Origin of the sequence: Actinomyces sp. Z5, from assembly GCF_003287795.1 — a bacterium.
GTDB classification, from domain to species: domain Bacteria; phylum Actinomycetota; class Actinomycetes; order Actinomycetales; family Actinomycetaceae; genus Actinomyces; species Actinomyces glycerinitolerans.
Genome location: NZ_QMIN01000021.1, coordinates 1 through 19,571, shown reverse-complemented (window position 1 = coordinate 19,571; position 19,571 = coordinate 1). Strand labels below are relative to the sequence as shown.

20 protein-coding genes, 1 tRNA gene and 1 pseudogene are annotated in these 19,571 nt (G+C 68.9%); 11 read left to right on the top strand and 11 right to left on the bottom strand.

Annotated elements, in window-relative coordinates; all coding sequences use genetic code 11:
- Nucleotides 1–86: 86 nt before the first annotated feature.
- The 5 genes and pseudogenes from DRB06_RS02380 (at nucleotide 87) to DRB06_RS02360 (ending at nucleotide 3,297) form a co-directional block, all read left to right on the top strand.
- Nucleotides 87–458, top strand: coding sequence for a DUF4342 domain-containing protein (locus tag DRB06_RS02380; RefSeq protein ID WP_111819052.1), 372 nt, complete (start codon nucleotides 87–89; stop codon nucleotides 456–458).
- 34 nt (nucleotides 459–492) lie between these two features.
- Entirely contained in the window at nucleotides 493–822 is a 330-nt protein-coding gene (locus DRB06_RS02375; protein ID WP_073333459.1) for a nucleotidyltransferase family protein, read from the top strand.
- Nucleotides 819–1,163, top strand: a complete 345-nt coding sequence (locus DRB06_RS02370) for a DUF86 domain-containing protein (RefSeq protein WP_111819051.1) — start codon at nucleotides 819–821, stop codon at nucleotides 1,161–1,163. Before DRB06_RS02375 ends, DRB06_RS02370 begins: the two co-directional genes overlap by 4 nt.
- A 217-nt stretch (nucleotides 1,164–1,380) precedes the next feature.
- Nucleotides 1,381–2,139, top strand: coding sequence for a helix-turn-helix transcriptional regulator (locus DRB06_RS02365; RefSeq protein WP_108965255.1), 759 nt, complete (start codon nucleotides 1,381–1,383; stop codon nucleotides 2,137–2,139).
- A 134-nt stretch (nucleotides 2,140–2,273) separates the two neighbouring features.
- Nucleotides 2,274–3,297 (top strand): annotated as a pseudogene (locus DRB06_RS02360) (zinc-dependent alcohol dehydrogenase family protein).
- 468 nt (nucleotides 3,298–3,765) lie between these two features.
- On the opposite strand, the gene DRB06_RS02355 reads toward DRB06_RS02360, so the two are convergent.
- Nucleotides 3,766–4,602, bottom strand: a complete 837-nt coding sequence (locus DRB06_RS02355) for a rhomboid family intramembrane serine protease (protein WP_073333469.1) — start codon at nucleotides 4,600–4,602, stop codon at nucleotides 3,766–3,768.
- Between the two features lie 34 nt (nucleotides 4,603–4,636).
- Entirely contained in the window at nucleotides 4,637–5,170 is a 534-nt protein-coding gene (locus DRB06_RS02350; RefSeq protein WP_181575168.1) for a peptidylprolyl isomerase, read from the bottom strand.
- Between the two features lie 147 nt (nucleotides 5,171–5,317).
- On the opposite strand from DRB06_RS02350, the gene DRB06_RS02345 reads away from it, so the two are divergent.
- The 5 genes from DRB06_RS02345 (at nucleotide 5,318) to DRB06_RS15990 (ending at nucleotide 8,518) form a co-directional block, all read left to right on the top strand.
- Nucleotides 5,318–5,926, top strand: coding sequence for a hypothetical protein (locus DRB06_RS02345; RefSeq protein ID WP_170866532.1), 609 nt, complete (start codon nucleotides 5,318–5,320; stop codon nucleotides 5,924–5,926).
- A 221-nt stretch (nucleotides 5,927–6,147) separates the two neighbouring features.
- Complete coding sequence (locus DRB06_RS02340; RefSeq protein ID WP_111819050.1) at nucleotides 6,148–7,008, top strand: aldo/keto reductase; 861 nt, start codon at nucleotides 6,148–6,150, stop codon at nucleotides 7,006–7,008.
- A gap of 128 nt (nucleotides 7,009–7,136) precedes the next feature.
- On the top strand, nucleotides 7,137–7,595 hold the full coding sequence (locus tag DRB06_RS02335; RefSeq protein ID WP_083565959.1) for a cell division protein CrgA: 459 nt from the start codon (nucleotides 7,137–7,139) through the stop codon (nucleotides 7,593–7,595).
- A gap of 9 nt (nucleotides 7,596–7,604) precedes the next feature.
- Complete coding sequence (locus tag DRB06_RS02330) at nucleotides 7,605–8,363, top strand: class E sortase (protein ID WP_108965263.1); 759 nt, start codon at nucleotides 7,605–7,607, stop codon at nucleotides 8,361–8,363.
- On the top strand, nucleotides 8,363–8,518 hold the full coding sequence (locus tag DRB06_RS15990) for a hypothetical protein (protein WP_170866533.1): 156 nt from the start codon (nucleotides 8,363–8,365) through the stop codon (nucleotides 8,516–8,518). The genes DRB06_RS02330 and DRB06_RS15990 overlap by 1 nt, the downstream gene beginning before the upstream one ends.
- A 59-nt stretch (nucleotides 8,519–8,577) precedes the next feature.
- Here DRB06_RS15990 and pknB read toward each other — a convergent pair whose 3' ends face one another.
- From pknB to DRB06_RS02295, 7 genes are read right to left on the bottom strand one after another with little or no spacing between them, the layout of a single operon-like run.
- Nucleotides 8,578–10,404 carry a Stk1 family PASTA domain-containing Ser/Thr kinase gene (pknB, locus tag DRB06_RS02325; protein ID WP_108965264.1) on the bottom strand — a complete coding sequence of 609 codons (1,827 nt, stop codon included), beginning with the start codon at nucleotides 10,402–10,404 and terminating at the stop codon, nucleotides 8,578–8,580.
- The gene (locus DRB06_RS16800; protein WP_108965266.1) at nucleotides 10,401–11,687 is read right to left on the bottom strand and encodes a serine/threonine-protein kinase; all 1,287 of its coding nucleotides are present in this window, start codon (nucleotides 11,685–11,687) and stop codon (nucleotides 10,401–10,403) included. The genes pknB and DRB06_RS16800 overlap by 4 nt, the downstream gene beginning before the upstream one ends.
- A complete protein-coding gene (locus DRB06_RS02315) occupies nucleotides 11,684–13,177 on the bottom strand; it encodes a penicillin-binding protein 2 (RefSeq protein WP_073333479.1) in 1,494 nt (497 codons plus the stop codon). The genes DRB06_RS16800 and DRB06_RS02315 overlap by 4 nt, the downstream gene beginning before the upstream one ends.
- Nucleotides 13,174–14,703, bottom strand: coding sequence for an FtsW/RodA/SpoVE family cell cycle protein (locus DRB06_RS02310; RefSeq protein WP_111819049.1), 1,530 nt, complete (start codon nucleotides 14,701–14,703; stop codon nucleotides 13,174–13,176). Before DRB06_RS02310 ends, DRB06_RS02315 begins: the two co-directional genes overlap by 4 nt.
- Nucleotides 14,700–16,166, bottom strand: a complete 1,467-nt coding sequence (locus DRB06_RS02305) for a PP2C family serine/threonine-protein phosphatase (RefSeq protein WP_111819048.1) — start codon at nucleotides 16,164–16,166, stop codon at nucleotides 14,700–14,702. The genes DRB06_RS02310 and DRB06_RS02305 overlap by 4 nt, the downstream gene beginning before the upstream one ends.
- A complete protein-coding gene (locus DRB06_RS02300; RefSeq protein WP_073333484.1) occupies nucleotides 16,163–16,624 on the bottom strand; it encodes an FHA domain-containing protein in 462 nt (153 codons plus the stop codon). The genes DRB06_RS02305 and DRB06_RS02300 overlap by 4 nt, the downstream gene beginning before the upstream one ends.
- Nucleotides 16,621–17,328: a DUF3662 and FHA domain-containing protein gene (locus DRB06_RS02295; RefSeq protein WP_073333487.1), complete on the bottom strand. Its 708-nt coding sequence runs from the start codon at nucleotides 17,326–17,328 to the stop codon at nucleotides 16,621–16,623. Before DRB06_RS02295 ends, DRB06_RS02300 begins: the two co-directional genes overlap by 4 nt.
- A 478-nt stretch (nucleotides 17,329–17,806) precedes the next feature.
- On the opposite strand from DRB06_RS02295, the gene DRB06_RS02290 reads away from it, so the two are divergent.
- Nucleotides 17,807–17,893, top strand: a tRNA-Leu gene (locus DRB06_RS02290).
- A 328-nt stretch (nucleotides 17,894–18,221) separates the two neighbouring features.
- Here DRB06_RS02290 and DRB06_RS02285 read toward each other — a convergent pair.
- Complete coding sequence (locus DRB06_RS02285; protein WP_111819047.1) at nucleotides 18,222–18,635, bottom strand: VanZ family protein; 414 nt, start codon at nucleotides 18,633–18,635, stop codon at nucleotides 18,222–18,224.
- Nucleotides 18,636–18,646: 11 nt separating this feature from the next.
- Nucleotides 18,647–19,261 carry a phosphoribosyltransferase gene (locus tag DRB06_RS02280; RefSeq protein WP_108965276.1) on the bottom strand — a complete coding sequence of 205 codons (615 nt, stop codon included), beginning with the start codon at nucleotides 19,259–19,261 and terminating at the stop codon, nucleotides 18,647–18,649.
- Nucleotides 19,262–19,571: the final 310 nt, after the last annotated feature.

Here is a 19,571-nt window from a genome sequence, read left to right as displayed (position 1 = left end):
CATGAGTTCGGCGCGGGTGTGGCTCGGGGATGAATCAGGGCGCTTCCCCATGGTGCCCGGCGCTTCGGTCGCGTCAGACTTGAGCCATGAGCACAGATTTTCATGGGTTTTCCTCCGGTCCGGATTCGGCGGGCGGCGCACCGCGCACCGTCGTCGACTGGATTACCGTGGCCGGTGACCAGTTGATCGCCACCATCAAGCAGCTCGTGGCCGACGGGAACGTCCGCCGCGTCATCCTGCGCGACTCCTCCGGCAGAGAGTTCCTCAGCGTGCCCCTGACGGCCAGCGCGGTGGTCGGCGGTATCACGGTGCTGGCGGCGCCGGTTCTCGCCGCCATCGGCGTCATCGCCGCAATGGTCGCCGAGGTCACCCTGGAGGTGGAGCGCACCGACGTCGACGGTGTGAATGAATCCGAGGACGGCACGCCGCCGCCGTCGAGCCCTGACCCGGAGGTGTAGACACCCGCAGGGTGAGTGTCGGTATGGTTAGAGCATGCCTGCGACCACTGCCACGCCGGAGACGGTCGCCTTGCGTCGGCTTGTTTTGGCGCATCGGGACGATTTTCTCGCCCTTCTCGCGCGGTACGGGGCGACCAATCCCAGGCTTTTTGGTTCCGTTGCGCGCGGCACGGCGGATGCTGACAGCGACATCGACATTCTGGTCGAGATGGACCCTGCAGATGGCAACCTGCTCATGCGCGCGTCAGGACTCATGGAGGAGACGCGGGCCCTCTTCGGACGAGACGATGTCGACGTGTTCCCAGTGCAGTTGCTCAAACGGCCGGTCTCCGCAGCGGCGCTTGTCGAGGCGGTGCCGCTATGAGTCGCAGTTCAGCCCGGCGCGTGACCGATGCGTTGCAAGCGATCGATAGATGCCGACGGTATGCGGACGCTCTCGGAAGTGAGGATGTCGATGTAGCAGATATGGCGGAGGATGCGATTGAGCGTAACCTCCAGATAATCGGCGAGGCAGTGAATCACCTGCCTGCCGAGGTTACCGATCAGCATCCCGAGATCGCATGGCAACAGATACGAGGTTTCCGCAACATACTGGTAAACCAGTACTTTGGTGTCGACGTTGCTGTAGTCCGCGAGGTTGTTGAGAACTACCTGCCGCCACTCGCGGATGTTCTACGTCGGCACGTCGTGACGGATGAGGGTTGATCGTCGCCGTGGTTTTCTGAGTGTGTCGTTGACCGCCAGCGCGCGGTGGTCGGTGGTATCACGGTGCTGGCCGCAATCGGTGTCGTTGCCGCCATGGTAGCCGAGGTCACCGTCGAGGTGGTGCCCGCCGACGTCGACGGTGTGGATGAATCCGAGAACGGCACGCCGCCGCCGTCGCGCCCTAACCCCGGGGAATGAGTAGCCGCCCGGGCGCCGCGTGAAGGGACTGCGCCGCGAAGAAGTAGCCCAGTTGGCGGGGGTGAGTGCCGGTTATTACACCCGCTTGGAACGGGGCCGCATACGGGGCGCATCCGACGCCGTGCTCGAGTCCATCGCCCGGGTGCTGCGGATGAACGACATCGAGCGGTCCCACCTGTTCAATCTGGCCCGCGGCTTCGTCCCGGCATCCCAACGGTTGGAGGAGAGCCCGGCGGAAGGCGTGCGCCCCTCGGTACAGCGTGTGCTTAACAACCTGTCAGTGCCGGCCATCGTCTACAACCCCGCACATGACATCGTTGCGGCGAATGAGGGTGGAAGAGCTCTGTACTACCCGCATTTCGACACAGCTGATCGCCCCAACATCGCCCGGTTTATCTTCCTGGATAGCCGCGCGCGCAGCTACTACGGCGACTGGGGCCAGGCGCGTCGGATGACAGCCGCCATGCTCCGGCTGTATGTCGGCCGCGACCCACTGAACCAGGCGATAACCGCCGTCATCGAGGAGCTGTCCGACCGCAGTGCGCTGTTTCGACAGGACTGGGCTCGGCAGGAGGTATACGAACACCGTTCCGGCCACAAGACCTTTCTTCACCCCCACCTGGGACCGATCGCTGTCACCTTCGATGGTTTCGAGATGCCCGGGGAGAAGGGCCTGTCTATCGTTACTTACAGCGCTGAACCCGGCTCTGTGGATGCAGAGCGTCTGGGAAAACTGCCCACGTGGGCTCGCGGCGAGCAGGCCGCCACCTGGCGCTGAACCGCTGGGGGAACCTGTCAGGGTCTCCCAGCGCTCGGATGCGGGTTTTAACTTGAGGGCTGCCGGGACGGCCCGGCGGGCTCCGGGTTCGGGACCCGGGTCCTTGAAGCACCAGTAGACATACGGAGGACATCATGCGTGGAGTAGTTCTTGAAGGCCCTCGTGATATCCAGGTCATTGATCGCGAGGACCCGCGGATCATTGACCCGACCGACGCCATCATCCGCATCACCGCCACCTGCATCTGTGGCTCGGACTTGTGGCCGTACCGCGGCGAAGACGACAGTCGCCACCAAGTCATGGGTCATGAGTATGTAGGCGTTGTCACCGAGATCGGTGCGGAGGTGACAACCTTGAAGGTCGGAGACCCGGTGGTGGGATCTTTCGTGATTTCCGATAACACCTGTGAGATCTGCCAGGCCGGCTACCAGTCCAAGTGCGTGCACGCGGAGTTCGTCGCCTACACCGTCGGCACCCAGGCCGAGTACGCCCGGATCCCCTTCGCTGATGGCACGCTGGTGAAGACCCCCCGGCGAGCCTGACCCGGAGATCGTGCCTTCCTTGCTGGCGGCCTCCGACGTGCTGGGCACCGGATGGTTCGCCGCCGTGGCCGCAGAAGTCGGCCCGGGCAAGACCGTGGCCGTCGTCGGCGATGGCGCGGTCGGTCTGATGGGGGTGCTGGCCGCCAAGGAGCTGGGGGCCGAGCGGATCATCGTCTCCAGTCGTCACGCCGATCGGCAGGCTTTGGCCCGTGAGTTCGGCGCCACCGACGTGCTTGCGGAGCGTGGAGACGATTTCGTCGCCAAGGTAAAGGAACTCACCAATGGTTTCGGAGCCCACAGCGTGATCGAGGCCGTGGGCACCGCCGAGTCCTTCGCACAGGCGCGCAAGTCGGTGCGTCCGGGCGGACACGTCGGCTTCGTCGGCATTGCCCATGATGTACAGATTCCGGGCGATGAGCTGTTCTTCGATGAGATTCACCTGCACGGGGGTCCGGCGCCGGTGCGTCGTTTCCTGCCCGAGCTGATCGGGCTCATCTGGGAGCGCAAGATCGATCCGGGCAAGGTGTTCGACCTCACTCTGCCACTGGAGCAGGCGGCCGAGGGATACCGGGCGATGGATGAGCGCCGCGCCACCAAGGTCTTGCTGACTCTCTGAGCGGCAAGCAGGGCGGGGGTGGGCCGCGGCGCTGATCGACCGCGGCCCACCCCGAATGCTTCCGAGCCGGCAGAGCATCCACAGATGCTGTCTGCGCGTGTGCACAGGCGGGAGGCAGACGTATCCCCGTGCTGTGGGTTAACCGTTTTTCGGCGTGAATATGCGCATCTTGCCGATTCGTCCCCAGCTGTGCGCAACCCTGTGGAGAACCACATCGGTGTGTTTCCCCAGGAGTGTCCACAGGTGTGGAGGAATGACAGGGATGTGCTTCCCCAGAATCCACAGCCGTGGGTTCGTGTGTGGATACGGCGAAGTAGGCGGGAACTCGTACGTGTGATGACGCCGCGGAGGTGCCGAGGTGGTGCCGAGCAACGACCAGGTGCCCGAGAGCCTCCACCAGCCGGAGCGGCATCCGGGTCTGGGTTGCCAGGTGTCCCCAGGGGCGCGGGTCGGTGACTGGTCTTGCGACTACACCAGGAGAATGCGGGCGGCGGCCAGGGCCACCAGTAGCACAGCCACGCCCACGGTCCCCCATACGCCCACGGCGGTGCGGCGCTCCCGCGGCGCCCAGGCGTAGATCGCGGCCAGGAGCAGGCCGGTGAGAAAACCGCCCAGGTGTCCCTGCCAGGAGATGTTGGTTCCCAGTACCGAGATCAACACATTGATCACGAGCAGGCCGACGATGGTCGAGGTGTCGCGCCCGAAGCGCCGCTGGATGACGAATACGGCCGCGAACAGCCCGAAGATGGCGCCGGACGCACCCACTGTCCCGGAGATCCACGATGTCGAGCTCGGCGATGCCAGCCAGTAGATCGCCGTCGAGCCGCCGAGCGCACTCAGAGCAGTCAGACAGATGAATCTCCAGCGCCCCAGCAGCGGCTCGAGGGTATTGCCGAGCACCCACAGTGCCCACATGTTCAGGCCAAGGTGTGCCAGCGAACCGTGCAGCAGGGCCGTGGATAGGAAGCGCCACGGTTGAGTCGCCGCGAGTGCGGGCACGAAGTCGAACCAGCCGGTGATTGCCGGGTAGACCAGCTGCCCCACGTACACGATCACACAGGCACCCACCAGGAGTTTGGCCACCAACGCGTCGGCCACCGGGCGGCCGCCCAGGGCGGTGCGTACGCCGCGACGGCCGGAACTGGACCGGCGGGCGCAGTCCACGCAGTGGATGCCGACGGCGCTGGGTACTTGACACTCCGGGCACGCCGGGCGGCCGCAGCGCTGACAGCGCACATAGGCCACCCGATCCGGGTGCCGCGGGCAGACGGGTGGGGCGCCGACCTGCGGGTTCGAATCGGTCATGAATCGCTCCCGTCTCGACGACGCTGGGCCCGCCTCACCGCTGAATGGTGACGGAGGTGATGACGACGTCATCCAGGGGACGATCCCGCGGGTCGGTGGCTACCGCCGAGATGGCGTCCACGACCTGGCGGGAGGCGTCGTCGGCCACGGCTCCGAAGATCGTGTGCTTGCCCTGCAGCCACTCGGTGGGGGCAGTGGTGATGAAGAACTGGGAGCCGTTGGTGCCCTTGCCCAGGCGCCGGCCGGCGTTGGCCATGGCCAGGACGTAGGGGGCGGCGAAGGTCAGCGAGGGGTCGATCTCGTCATCGAAGACGTAGCCGGGGCCGCCCGTGCCGGTGCCCAGCGGGTCGCCGCCCTGGATCATGAAACCGGGGATCACCCGGTGGAAGACGACGCCCTCGTACAGGGGGGCGTTGGACTGCGCGCCGGTGCGCGGGTCGGTCCAGGTCTTCTCACCGGTGGCCAGGCCAACAAAGTTGGAGACGGTTTGCGGCGCCTGCTCGGGGTACAGCTCGAGTCGGATGTCGCCGAGGTTGGTGTGGAGTGTCGCTTCGATGGTCGCTTCCATGCCCGCATCGTCGCACGGGAGAGCGGGAGGATCCCGGGACCCGGTGTTCACCCCAGGCAGAACGGCACCCAGCTTCATGGGTGCGACCTGCGTTACAGTGCCACCATTGAGGTGAACCACCTCATCGTTCCGAGCAGGGAGACCGAAATGGCTTACATCCTCGACAAGAAGATCGACCTCGATCGGGCCCGCCAGGAGGCGACCACGCTCGCGGACAGCCTGGCGGCTCAGGCCGGCCGTGCCGCAGGCTGGGCGGCGCCTCGCGTCAACCGCGCCCGGGAGGAGTTCGCCAAGGCCGCCAAGGAGGCACAGTTGCGCGCGCAGCCGGTCGTCGAGGAGGCGCGCACCCGGGTGGTGGAGGAATATGTTCCCGCCGCCCAGCGCGCCGCCGAGGGCGCTCGCGTGCGGGTGATCGAGGAGTACGTTCCCGCCGCCCAGCGTGCCGCCCTAGCCGCCCAGGAGGCCGCCAACACCGAGGGCACGCTGACCGAGCGTGCCCAGCGCATCGCCGTCGCCGCCAAGGAAGCGGCGCTGACACCGGAGGTACCAGTGAAGAAGAAGCACCCCGTTCTCAAGACGTTCTGCTGGCTCGCCGTCGCCGGCTGCGCCGCCGGCGCCGCCTACGTGGTCTGGCGCCGCAGTCAGCCCGTGGAAGACCCCTGGGCCGAGGAGTACTGGGCCGATTCCACCGACGAGTCGACCCCCGCGGCCGAGGAGAAGCCGTCCGAGGCGCCCGAGCCGCCCGCGGCCGAGTAGCGCGTCGGCCCCGGGTCGGCGGAATTGAGTCCCCGATCCGCGCGCCATCGCCGTGCATCGGCGCCGTCCGCAGCCTCACGACGGCGTCCCCCCGCCACGTCCTGGCGGGTGGGCGCCGTCGTGCGTCCGGATCGACCCGCCCTCCTACGCCGTGGCCTCGGCCCTGCAGTCCGCCACCAGGGGTGTAGCCGTGCTCACGCCGGCGTCGCTAGGCTGACAGCATGAGCACCGCCCTTCCCGCAAAGGCTCTGACGCTCCGCCAGGGCACGTCTGGAGCCGAACCCGTCGCGATCCCCCAGCTCGGATTCGGCACCTACAAGGTCACCGGTCCCGACGCCGAGCGCGCCGTCACCGCCGCCCTCGCGGTCGGCTACCGGCATATCGACACCGCCCAGATGTACGGCAACGAGGCCGGCGTCGGCCGGGCCCTGGCGGCCTCCGGCATTCCGCGCGAACAGCTGTGGATCACCTCAAAGCTCAACAACCCCAACCACCGGCGTGACGACGCCCTGCGCAGCTTTGACGCCACCATGGCGGACCTGGGCCTGGACGTGTTGGACCTGTTCCTGGTGCACTGGCCGCTGGCCGCCTCACCCGGCATCGACCTGGTGGACACCTGGCGCACCATGATTGAGATCCTCAACTCCGGGCGTGTGCGCGCCATCGGCGTATCCAACTACCAGCCCGAGCACCTGCACACCATCATCGACGCCACCGGAGTCACTCCCGCCGTCAACCAGATCGAACTGCACCCCTACCTGAACCAGACCGAGTTGCGCGCCGTCGACGACGAACTCGGCATCATCACCGAATCCTGGTCACCGCTGGGCCGCGGTCGAGTACTGGATGACCCCGAGCTGGCGCGCCTGGCCGCCGAAATGGACGTCACCCCCGCCCAGGTCATCATCCGCTGGCACCTGCAGCACGGACTGGTGGTCATCCCCAAGACCACGCATCCCGAGCGCATGCGCGCCAACGCCGACGTATTCGGCTTTGAGCTCACCGACGCACAGATGGCCGCCGTCGACGCCCTGGACCGTGGCCTGCGTACCGGCTCCCACCCGGACCGGGTGCAGATCTGACCCGTTGAGTCGGCCGCGGTTCCACCCGCCGCGCAGATCAGCCGGCGTGTGATCGGCAATCGCTTAGGCTAGGGTCCAGCAAGCTTGAAGTCGCGGGCCGCCGTCGTGGCCCGGTGACCAGTGAGGAGATGCGCGTGGCGCGGACGCAGAACCAGACGGACCAGGGCTCCGGGAAAGCCGCCGACAAGGGCGACGTCAAGGCCAAAACCAAGGCCGGGTCGAAGCTCAAGCCGCGGGGTAGGGCCGGCGACGCCAAGCACCCCCGCCCGGAGCGTTCCGGCAACCCGGCCAAGCGCGCCGCCGCGGAGCGGGCCCGCATGGAGGAGTCCCGGGCCGCCGCCAACCGGGTCTCCCGCGTGCCCCGGAAGGTCAAGGAGACGGGCTCGCCCCGCTGGTACGCGCCGATGATGGTCACGTTCCTGGTGGTCGGTCTGCTGTGGGTGGTGATCACCTACCTGTTCAAGGGTGCCTATCCGCTGCCGTACTTCGTGGAGAACCACGCCAGCGACTGGCTGGTGAACGGCAACCTGTACCTCGGCTTCGCCATCATGCTGGTCGGATTCCTCGGCCTGCTGCGCTGGAAGTAACAGAGCATCATGACGGCGAGGCACAGGCGGCACGCCCGGCGGCGACGGAGCGTAGTCAACTCGCTCCTACTCGGGCTCGGGGAACTGCTGATCACCGCCGGTTTGGTGGTCGCGCTGTTCCTGGTGTGGCAGCTGTGGTGGACCGGCCTGGATGCCACCGCGAAGGCCGACGCCGTCGCCGCCGACTTCACCCAGACCCAGGTCGAGTCGCCGAACGTGGAGGGCACCCGCCACTACGACGACCCACCCGAGGTGGCACCCGTCGGCTACGGGGAGGTGATCGGCATGCTGGTTGTCCCCAAGTGGTACGGCATCACGAACAACAACATGCCGATCCTGGAGGGCATCGGCGCCGACGTGCTCGACCAGGCCGCCGCCGGTCACTATCCCGACACCCAGCAGCTGGGCGCCGTCGGCAACTTCGCCATCGCCGGCCACCGCCGCACCAACGGCAATTCGTTCCGTCGCATCGACCTGCTGGAGGAGGGCGACGAGATCATCGTCGCCACCAGGGACACCTGGTACGTGTACACGGTCACCAGTCATGAGATCGTCGAGCCGACCGACGTGGACGTCATCGCGCCGGTGCCCGGCCGGCCCGGCGAGGCTCCCACCGAGCGCATGCTGACCATGACCACCTGCCACTCCCTGACCGTCGGCGAGTGGGGCAACGACCACCGCTGGGTCACCCACGCCAAGTTCGAGTATTGGATGGAACGCTCCGAGGGCCGTCCGGCCTCAGTGCTGAACGACGAGGGGGTCAACTGATGTACGGGTGGATCTGGCGCCACCTGCCCGGGCCGACATGGCTGCGCGCCCTCGAGGCGCTCATCCTCGCGGCGGCAGTGGTGCTGTTCCTGTTCGAGGTCGTCTTCCCCTGGGCCAACGAGGTCTGGAACCTGTCCGGCGAGGCGACCGTCTAGCCGAACGTCTGCGGCTGCGACGGCGACCGCGCTCGCCCGCCGGCGGCTCGGCCTGGGCTCTAGCCGTTATCGCCGGCAGTGTCGTTGGTGGTCGGTTCGGCGGCCGGTGTCACGGTGTCCGAAGTCGGCTCGGGAGTGGCCGTGGCCGGAGCCTTGTACGTGTAGTGAGTAATGGTGAGTGTCACCGAGCTGTTCGCGTCCACGCTGTTGCCCTCGCTCGGGTCCACTGCGGTGACAATGTACTGATCGTCCTTGCTCTCGTCGTCGGTGGTTCCCTCCACCGTGGAGCTGTTGTAGGTCAGTCCCGCCGCCGTGATCGCGGACTGCGCCTCGTCCTGGGTCATGCCGATAACGTTCGGCACCGTGGTCTTACCGGAGGACACCACCAGGGATACCGACGAGCCGCGCTCAACCGAGGTGCCTGCCACCGGGTCGGTGCGAATGACCGCGCCGGAGGCGACCTCGGTGGAGTCCTCGGTGGTCACGTCGCCCACGCTCAGGCCCGCGTTGGTGATCGCCGTGCGCGCGTCGGCCTGGGATTGGCCGGACACGTCGGGCACGCTCACCATGGCCGAGCCGGAGGAGAAGTGCACGGTGACCGTCGACCCAAGCAGCACCGAGGTGCCCTCGCCCGGGTCGCTGGAGACCGCCAGGCCCGCATCGATCGTGTCGGAGTTGACGTCGTCGCCCTTCTCGTAAACCAGGCCCAGGTTCTCGATGGCCGACTGGGCATCGGACTCGCTCATGCCGGACACACTCGGCACGGCCACGGCCGTGGCGGACGGCGTCGGCGTCGGTTCGGGACCGCGGCCCAGAACCCCGGAGGCGTACAGGCCCAGCAGCGTGCCCAGGGCGATCAGGGCCACCAGCACGAGCGCCCACACCCACCAGCGACGGCGCGGCTGCTCCTCCTCCTCCGCGGGCGTCTGCTCCTGCGGGGAGGGGGCGGCCGCGGCGGCCTCGGCCTCCTGCGGGAGCACGGTGGTGGCCGCCCAGGAGTCGGTGGCGGGTGCGGCCACATCCAGGCCGCGCGCGGCCGCCAGCAGGTCCGCCCGCATGTGGGCGGCATCCTGGTAGCGGTCATCCCGGTTCTTGGCCAGGGCTTTGAGCACCACCCGGTCCAGGGAGTCGGGGATGTCGGCCGCGATCGACGACGGCGGCTTGGGGATCTCCCGCACGTGCTGGTAGGCGATCGCCACCGCGGAGTCGCCGGTGAACGGCGGCTGGCCGGTCAGCAGCTCGTACAGCAGGCAGCCGGTGGAGTACAGGTCGCTGCGGGCGTCAACCACCTCGCCGCGGGCCTGCTCGGGGGACAGGTACTGGGCGGTGCCGACCACGGCGTGCGTCTGGGTGACGGTGGCGGCGGAGTCCTCCACTGCGCGGGCGATGCCGAAGTCCATGACCTTCACGGCGCCGGCCTGGGTCAGCATGATGTTGCCGGGCTTGATGTCGCGGTGCACGATGCCGGCCCGGTGGGAGTACTCCAGGGCATCCAGCACGCCGGTGGTGATCTCCACGGCCTCGGAGATGGGTACGGCCTCGCCCTCGCCCAGCAGTTCGCGCACCGTGTGCCCCTCCACGTACTCCATAACGATGAAGGGGACCGCGCGGCGGGTGCCGTCGGGCTGGGTCAGTTCCTCCTCACCGGAGTCGTACACGGCCACGATCGCCGGGTGGTTCAGCGCGGCCGCCGACGTCGCCTCCCGGCGGAAGCGCGCCTGGAAGGTCGGGTCACCGGCGATGTCCGAGCGCAGCAGCTTGATGGCGACGATTCGGCTCAGGCGGGTGTCGTAGCCGAGGTGGACCTCGGCCATGCCGCCGCGGCCGATGAGCTCGCGGAGCTCATAACGTCCGGCAAGCATCTGCTGAGGGGACTGAATCGTCACAGTGCCTCCTTTGAAGAGGTGGTGGACACGACCGCATGATCACGGGAGGCGCCCGAGTGCGCTGAAGCAAGGGTACCTGCCGCCACCAGCAGCATGAGCAGGATCAGGATGGTGACCACGATGCGGATGGTGCCGGCCGGCAGGCCGAAGCGCTCGCGGCCCGAGGCATGCCGGGTCGACGCCGTCGCCGGGCTTGAGGCGCTGGCGGCGGCGGTGCGGGTGCGGTCCGCGGCCGGGATGGTGCGGGTGGTGGGGGTGGATGACTGGGGGGAGGCGGCGAGGGCGGTCGCAGCCGCCGGCGCCGCGGTGCGGGCGGGTGCCGGGTCGGCCGGCGGCGCGGATGTGGTCCCGGCGGCGTCCACTGCCCGGGAGTCGACGTCCGTCGCAACCGCTGAAACCGCGGCGGCGATGCGGCCGGTCGCGGTCCAGGTGGGCGCCTCGCGCGGGTCCCAGGACTCCGCGGGAAGGTTGATCACGATCCGGTCCAGGCGGCGGGCCAGTTCGCGGGCCGAACGGGGGCGGTCTGCCGGCTTCTTGGCCAGCAGCTCCATCACCACCTCGCGCACCTCTGCCGGCAGGTGGTCGGGCAGCGGCGGCACCGGCTGGTTGACGTGGGCGAAGGCGATGTCCACCTGCGTGGAGCCGGTGAAGGGGCGGTGCCCGGCCAGGGCCTCGTAGGCGATGACCCCCAGCGCGTACAGGTCCCCGGAGGGGGTGGCCATGTTGCCCATGGCCTGCTCTGGGGCCAGGTACTGGGCGGTGCCCATGACCATGCCGGTGGCGGTCATGGGGCGCTGATTGACGCCCATGGAGATGCCGAAGTCGGTGAGCTTGGCCAGTCCCTCCCGGTTGATCAGGATGTTGGAGGGCTTGACGTCGCGGTGCACCACGCCGGAGTCGTGCACCACCTGCAGGGCGCGGGCGACCTGCGCCAGGATCGGCAGGATTTCCTCCGGCGGCATGGTGCCCCGTTCGGCCAGGATGTCCGACAGGGCGCGTCCCTGCACCAGCTCCATGACGATCCAGCCGGAGCCGTGCCGCTCCCCGGAGTCCAGCACCACCGCCAGGTTCGGGTGGCGTAGGCCGCGAGAGTTGGCGGCCTCGGCGCGCAGGCGGGACAGGAAGATCTCATCCCCGGCCAGTTCCGGGCGCAGGATCTTCGCGGCCACCGCCCGACCGGAACGCAGGTCGGTGGCGCGCCACACCTCGCCCATGCCGCCCAGGGCGATGCGCTCAACCAGCTGGTAGCGGCCCTGCAGCTCTAGACCGGGTTCGGGTTTCACTGGTCCACCGCCGCGTCGATCACGGAGGCGGCGATCGGGCCGGCGACCGAACCGCCGGTGCCGGTGGTGGCGGTCTGCTCACCGCCGTCGAGCACGACGGCGACGGCGACGGTGGGATCGGCGATGTCCGTGCCGGCGAAGCCGACGAACCAGGTGACCGGGCCGCCCTCGGCCGATCCCGTCTCGGCGGTGCCGGTCTTTCCGGCCACCGTCACGCCGGCAACCTGCGCGGTGGTGCCGGTGCCGTCGGTGACCGCCTGCTGCATCAGCTCCGACAGGGTCTGCGCCGTGGAGGAGTCGATCGGTGTGCGGGCCACCTTCGGCGTGGCGGTAGACACGACCGACAGGTCGGAGTCGAGCGTTTGAGCGATCAGGTAGGGGGTCATCTGGTCGCCGCCGTTGGCGATGGTGGCGGCCACCGTCGCCATCATCAGCGGCGTGACCCGCACGGAGGCCTGCCCGATGCCGGCCATGGCGGTCTGTGCCTGCGAGTCGTTGGCCGGGTAGGTGGACGGGGTGACCGTCAGCGGTATGTCCAGGTCCTCGCCGAAGCCCCAGTTGGCGGCCTCCGTGGCGAGCTCGTCGTCGCCCACATCCATGGCCAACTGGGCGAAGGGAGTGTTGCAGGACTGGGCGAATGCCTCGGCCAGGGTGACGGTGCCGTTGCCACAGGACTCGCCGGCGTAGTTGGACAGGGCGTGGTTGGTGCCCGGCAGGGTGAGGGTGTCCGGCGCGTCCATCTCCGTATCCGCGCTCGCCTCCCCGGTGCGTAGCGCGGCGGCGGTGGTCAGGATCTTGAAGGTGGATCCCGGCGGGTACAGGTCCCCACCGATGGCCCGGTTGACCAACGGTTTGGCGGGGTCATCGTTCAGGGACTCCCAGGCCGACTGGACGGTGTCGGAGTCGTGGGCGGCCAGCAGGTTGGGATCGTAGGAGGGGGAGGAGACCAGGGCCAGGATCGCGCCGGTGGACGGGTCCAGGGCCACCACGGCGCCCCGCCTGCCGCCCAGCGCATCCCAGGCGGCCTGCTGCACTTGCGGGTCGATGGTCAGCTTGATGGCGCCACCCTGTTGGGTCTCCCCGGTCACCAGGGACTTGATGCGGCTGGAGAACAGGGAGGGGTCCTCCCCGTTGAGCACCGAGTTCGCGGTCAGCTCCAGCCCGGTCATGGAGGAGAAGGAGGTGGAGAAGTAGCCGGTCAGCGGGGCGTACAACTGCCCGCCCGGGTACGTGCGCTGGTAGGTGTAGGCGTCGTCGGAGGGTTCGGAGTCGGCGATCACGGTGTCGCCGGCCAGGATTTGGCCCCGGTCGGTGCCGAACTGGGCGTAGACCATGCGGGCGTTGCGCGAGTCCGTGGTCAGTGTGCCCTGCTGGGAGGAGGACTCCCACAGGGCCGGCCGGTTCAGCCCCTGCACGCTGGTCAGGGAGGCTGCCAGGGCCAGCACCATGACCAGCACCAGCACGGTGACCTGGCGGATCTGCCGGTTCATGCGTCACCCTCCTCATCCGCGGGACGGTGGGGAGCAAAGGCGGGCGGTTCGGCGTCGGCCCGCTCGGGGGCCGCCTCGGGTCGGGCCGGGGTGGGCGCGTCGTCGGCGTCCTGCACCTGCTTGCGCAGGGAGGTGGGCAGGTCGGCGGTGTCGATGATGCGGGGGGCGGCCGCGGCGGGGCGACGGGCGGCGTCGGACAGGCGCACCAGCAGCGCCAGAATGATCCAGTTGGCGATCAGCGAGGAGCCGCCGTAGGCGAGGAACGGGGTGGTCAGGCCGGTCAGCGGGATCAGCCGGGTGACTCCGCCGACCACCACGAACACCTGCAGGGCGATGGTGAAGGACAGGGCGGTGGCCAGCAGCTTGCCGAAGCCGTCCCGCAGGGCCAGGGCGGTGCGCAGACCCCGCTGCACCAGGATCAGGTAGAGCATGAGGATGGCGAGCGTGCCCGTCAGTCCCAGTTCTTCACCCAGGGAGGCGACGATGAAGTCGGAGTTGGCGAAGGTGGTCAGGTTCGGATAGCCCTCACCCCAGCCGGTGCCCATCAACCCGCCGTAGGCCATGCCGAACAGGCCGGTCACCAGCTGCCAGGAACCGCCCGGCATCTCGTAGACGGACGGGTCCATGGCGTGCAGCCAGGCGGTGATGCGCTGCTGCACGTGGGCCAGGTGGGTGGCGGCGAACCAGGCGGCGGGCAGGAACAGGGCGGCGCCGATCACCAGCCAGCTGGGCCGGTCGGTGGCCACGTACAGGGTGACCACGAACAGGCCGAACAGCAGCACCGAGGAGCCCAGGTCCCGCTGCAGCACCAGCACCAGGATGCTTACGCCCCACACCACCAGCAGGGGCGCCAGGTGCCGGGCGCGCGGCAGGTTCATTCCCAGCACCCGCCGACCCGCCAGGGCCAGGTTGTCCCGGTTGGAGACCAGGTAGGAGGCGAAGAAGATCGCCAGCAGCACCTTGGTCAGCTCCGCCGGCTGGAAGGACATCGGTCCCAGGTGAATCCAGATGCGGGCGCCGTTGACCTCCGTGCCCAGCCCGGGCACGAACGGCAGCACCAGGAAGCCCAGGCCGCCCCACATGGCCCAAGTGTCCCAACGGCGCAGCAACCGGTGGTCGCGCATCAACAGCACCAGGCAGAACAGGATCACCCCCAGGGCGGTCCATATCGCCTGCTTGGTGCCGTAGTCGTGAACCTGCCCGGTGCGCTCGTAGGACAGGTCCAGTCGGTGGATCATGGCCAGGCCGATGCCGTTGAGGGCGACCGCCGTCGGCAGCAGCACCGGGTCCGCCCATGGGGCGGTGCGGCGCACCCACAGGTGAACCACCAGGCACACCGCGGTCAGGGCCGCCGCCAGCCGCAGCGACTGGGCGGGGGATGCGCCGGTGCGGTTGAGGGTCGTCAGCACGAAGGCGGTCAGGCCGATGACCAGGGCGATCAGCAGCAGGCCGGCCTCGGCCCAGCGGCCCGTGTGGCGCGACGACGCCGAGGCCGGAACCGATGCGGGACGGGCGGGGGAGGTCATGTGCTCGACTCCCGCTGCCCCGGCGCGGCGGGGCCCAGGGCGCGGGTGGAGGAGGAGCCGGCGCCCCGGCTGGATGCGGACGTGGGGGCCTGGGTGGCCGTCGGCGTCGGCGTAGCGGTCGCGGTCGGCGTCGGGGTCGCGGTCGGTACTGGGGTGGGGGTGGCCACCGGCTCCTGAACCAGGTTATCCATCACCGTGGTGCGCACGTACTGGTGGGCGGCGTCCAGGGAGGGCTGCTGCACGGTCCGCTCAAGGGTAGCCAGAATCTGTGAATTCAGCGCATCAACGGTGGGCTCGTCATAGGTCTGGACCACGTGGCTGAGGGAGATCGGACCGATCTCCTGCGGGATGCCCTGATAGATGACGACGCGGTCGTCCAGCGTGGTCACGTAGTACTGGGACTGGGTCCACTGGTAGCCGAGGACACCCGCACCGAGCAGGGCCAGCACCAGGATCAGGGTGGCGATGATCGAGCGCAGCCGACGTTTGCGGCGCCGGGCGAGCTGGCTTCGCGCCTGGGCGGCGATCGCCTCCTCCTCGGTGGTGTCGCTGGGGGCCGGTTCGGAGTCCAGGCCCGCCACCAGGGCGGCGGCCTTCGCGGCCGGCGTCGTCGCCGGGGTAGTGTCCGGCGGATCCGCGGAGACTGGGGGCTGCTCCCCCGTGGCGGCCTGCCGCAGGCGGGCGCGGCGGTTGGCTGCGGAGCCGACGATCTGCGTGTCGGTCTGCGGCTGGGGGTCGTTCTCGACGACGTCGAACACCACCACGGTGACGTTGTCGGGACCGCCGGCGCGCAGCGCCAGGTCGATGAGCTGGTCGCCCGCCTGGCCGGGGTCATCGACCGTGGCCAGCACCTCGCCGATGGTGTCGGCGGAGACCGGACCGCTCAGCCCGTCGGAACACAGCAGCCAGCGGTCGCCGGGCACCGCCTCACGGATGGACTCGTCCAGCTGGACGTCGCCCTCGGCGTCGCCGAGCACACGCAGCAACACGGAGCGCTGCGGGTGTCGGCGTGCCTGCTCGCGCGTCAGACGGCCGGTTTCCACCAGGTACTCCACGAAGGTGTGGTCGGTGGTGACCTGGGTGAGTTCGCCGCCGCGCAGCAGGTAGGCGCGCGAGTCACCCACATGCACCATGGCGAGTTTGTTGCCCGAGCGCATGATCGCGATGCAGGTGGTGCCCAGGCCCGCGAGGTCGGGGTTGTCGGCGGACAGCGAGACCAGGTCGGCGTGCGCCTCCTGGACGGCGCTTCGCAGCAGGTCCAGCAACTCGCCGGCCTGGTGGGAGTCGGCGTCCAGCGGCACCAGGTGCTCCACCGCGACGGCGGAGGCGATGTCTCCGCCGGCGGGGCCGCCCATGCCGTCGCACAGGAGCATCAGGTGCGGGCCGGCGTAGCCGGAGTCCTGGTTGGAGGCGCGGACCAGCCCGACGTCACTCCTGGCCGCATAGCGCAGGGAGATGGTCATGGGCGCAGCTCCAAGGTGGTCTGGCCGATTCGCACCGGCACTCCGACGGGCAGTTCAACGGCACCGTACACGGGCCGCCCCGCAAGCGTGGTGCCGTTGGTGGAGGACAGGTCCTCCAGCCACCAGGCGCCGTCCTTGGGGAATACGCGGGCGTGTCGGGAGGACGCGTAGGAGTCATTGAGCACCAGCGTGCAGTTCTGGTCGCGTCCGATGGTGATGGAGGTGGGGGTCAGGGGCACCATGGAGCCCGCCAGGGGCCCCTCGGTGATCACCAGGCGGGTGGGGCCGCGGTTGCGGCCGGCCGCGGCGCCGGCGTCCCGGCGCAGGCCTCGCCGTCGGGTCGGGGTGGCAGACACGTCGGCCACGTCGCGGCGCAGCACGCGTACGACGAAGTACACGAACACCCACAGCAGGACTAGGTAACCCAGCCGGGCGATGGTGAACGCGAGCTCACTCACCCGTTGGCTCCCGTGCCTTGGGTGCCGTCCCAGAACATGATCCGGGTGCGGCCGATGGTGAGCGTGTTGCCGTCCAGGAGGGTGGCGGCGTCGACCCGGTGGCCCTCCACGAAGGTGCCGTTGGTGGAGCCGAGGTCGGTGGCGATCGCATGCCCCTGGGTGAGGCGGATCTCCAGGTGGCGGCGGGAGACGCCGGAGTCATCGACGATGATGTCCGCCTCGCTGCCGCGGCCGATCACGGTGACCGGGCCGGTGAGCAGGTAGCGCTGCCCGTCGATGTCCAGGATGGGATGGGTGGGGGAGGCGGTGGCGGCGGCCGCGGGTGCGGCGGCGCCACGGCGGGTGGAGGAGTCGATCTCGATGTTGGGGGGCGTCAGGCCCACGTCGGGGATGAAGGAGACGTCAACCGGTCCGACGAAGGAGTAGCCCTGCTCGCCTGCGTGGGTGGTGGCGGTCTCCTCCATCTGCCGCACCATCTCATCCATGCCCCAGGTGTTCAGGCGCTCGATGTCGCTGGGGGCCAGGTGGATGCGGAAGACGTTGGGCACCACGGAGCGGTCGCGCGCGAAGGAGGCGGCGCGCTTGTCCATCGTCTCGCGCAGCTTCGAGGCGATCTCGATGGGCTCGACGTCATCGGAGAACCGGGACATGGCCCGATTGGCGACGCTGCCGACGCCCTTCTCGAACTTGTCCAGGAGACCCATGGACTACCTCCCCGTGTGTTTCACAGCGGCTGCGGCGCCGCCGCTTCCGTCCGCGAGGCGGGCGGGCGCCCGGCACGCGGCCTGATTCGGCCACGATACTGGGACTGCCCGTGGCGTGTGTACGCCTGGACGGAATCCAGGGGTGACCTGCCCCAATCGTAACGGGTGAGGCGCTTACACCGGGAAGGTGGGCGCGATGGCCGTGTTGCGATCGGGACGTTACCCGGAGCGGCGGCTGGGCGTAGCCGGGCTGGTGTCTCGGAGCAGGTGTGGGGCTCGGCCGGGGAGGACTCGGTGCCGCCCCCTGTCACCGGGAACCTGGCCCGAGGAGTCTGGGCGGGTGGGGAGCGCTGCTCGCCCGGCCGGACCGTGTGCCGTGCAAGCGGTCCGCCATGCGGGTGAGCGGTTTCACGGTCGGCGGCGGCGGTCTGGATTGGACGCAGACGCCTGCGAGCCGCTAACATCAACACACGTCGACGCGCGAGTGGCGGAATTGGTAGACGCGCACGGTTCAGGTCCGTGTGATCTTGCGATCATGGGGGTTCGAGTCCCCCCCCGCGCACCAGGGAAGGCCCGGAGCTGGTTCACCAGCCCGGGCCTTTGTCGTGTTCGGCGAGACCGATGCGGGTTTCGTGTTCGCCGGACCCGGCCTATCCCGGTCGAAGGTGCCGACATGAACACGCCTTCGCGTCAGATACACGAGTTTTAGAGGTTTGCACGTGTTCGGCGCCCGCAAAGCTCTAAAACTCGTGTATTCGCGAGGAACTCGTGTACGAGACGAGGCCCGGCGGCCCGACGCCCGAGAGCAGACCGCTCGCACCGGCGTCGGAACCGATCAGGCCCACCCAGCGGCCCGGCAACCGAGGGCAGACCTACCCCCGCGGCGGCCGACCCTAGGCACGGCGGGTATCTGTTCCGCTAGCCCGGCGGCGGTGCGACAGCAACCCGGCCAGCGCAACGCCCAACCAGGCGCCGACGCCGTTCTGGATGACGTTGAACAGTGATGGCCGACGGTCGAGCGCCGGCAGGGCCCACTGCATCAGTTCCGCGCCCAGGCTGAGGGCACAGCCCGCGAGCACCCACGTCCACCAGGGCACGCGTGGCCAGCCCAGGCAAGCCAGGAAGGTCAGCGGCGTCAGCATCGCGAGGTTCAAGGCGATATCTTTTCCGGCCGGCGTGAGGAACCAGGGACCCAACCCGGCCTTGACGGCGGCGACGTCCCCTCCCGATGGCCACAGCACCGCGAATAGGACCACGAGCAGGTAACCGGCGGCCAGTACGCGGGTCGTGCGGTACCCGGTCCACATGTCGCGACCCTTCAGCGCCCGACGCGTGCGTCCAGCTGGTCGGTCTGCTCCTGGTCCAGCGACGAGGGCGTGATGACCGGCAGGACCGACCAGGGGAAGTTGATCCACTTATCGGTCACCCGCCAGCAGTAGTCCGGCGCGAAGATGCTGCGCGGCTTGCGGTAGATCACCGCGCTGCGGGCGTCCACGGCCACGGTCTCACCGCCCAGGTCGAGACCCCGGTGCTGCAGCAGCTCCATGACCATCTTCAGGGTCTTGCCGGAGTCGGCCACGTCGTCGACCACCAGCACCTTCTTGCCGGGCAGGTCCGAGGCGTCCATGAGCGGTGGCAGTACCACCGGCTCCTCCAGCGTCTGGCCCACCCCGGTGTAGAACTCCACGTTGATGGCGCCCATGGCCTTGATGCCGATCGCGTAGCCGATGGCGCCGGCGGGGATCAGGCCGCCGCGGGCGATGGCGATGATCAGGTCCGGCACCCAGCCAGAGGCCACGATCTGCGCGGACAGTTCGCGTTCGGCGCGGCCGAACAGCTCCCAGGTGAGCTCTTCGCGGTCGGGGGCGGCGTCCGAGGTGGCGCCGTCGTCGAAGGGAAGGGTGGTCGAGGCGGGCTTAGTAGCGTCGGTCACTCTGCGAATCGTAGCGGCCCGCAGCGGCGCGGATCGCGAGTGTCGCGAGGCGACCGGTGACGATGACGTGACCGGGTAGACGGTCGCCAACGGGATATGACGCGGCGTCCCACGGGTTGTGGGAGGCAAGCCCGGTCGGCACCGGCCGGGACCCATCCCATAGAGAGGCATCCACGATGAGTGAGATGAACCCGAAGTACGCGCCGCTATTCGAACCCCTGGAACTCAACAACGGCGTGTGATGTCTCAGGACATCGGTGACAGTTCTGCCTCAGGACATCGGTGACACTTGGTGTATCAGGACATCGGT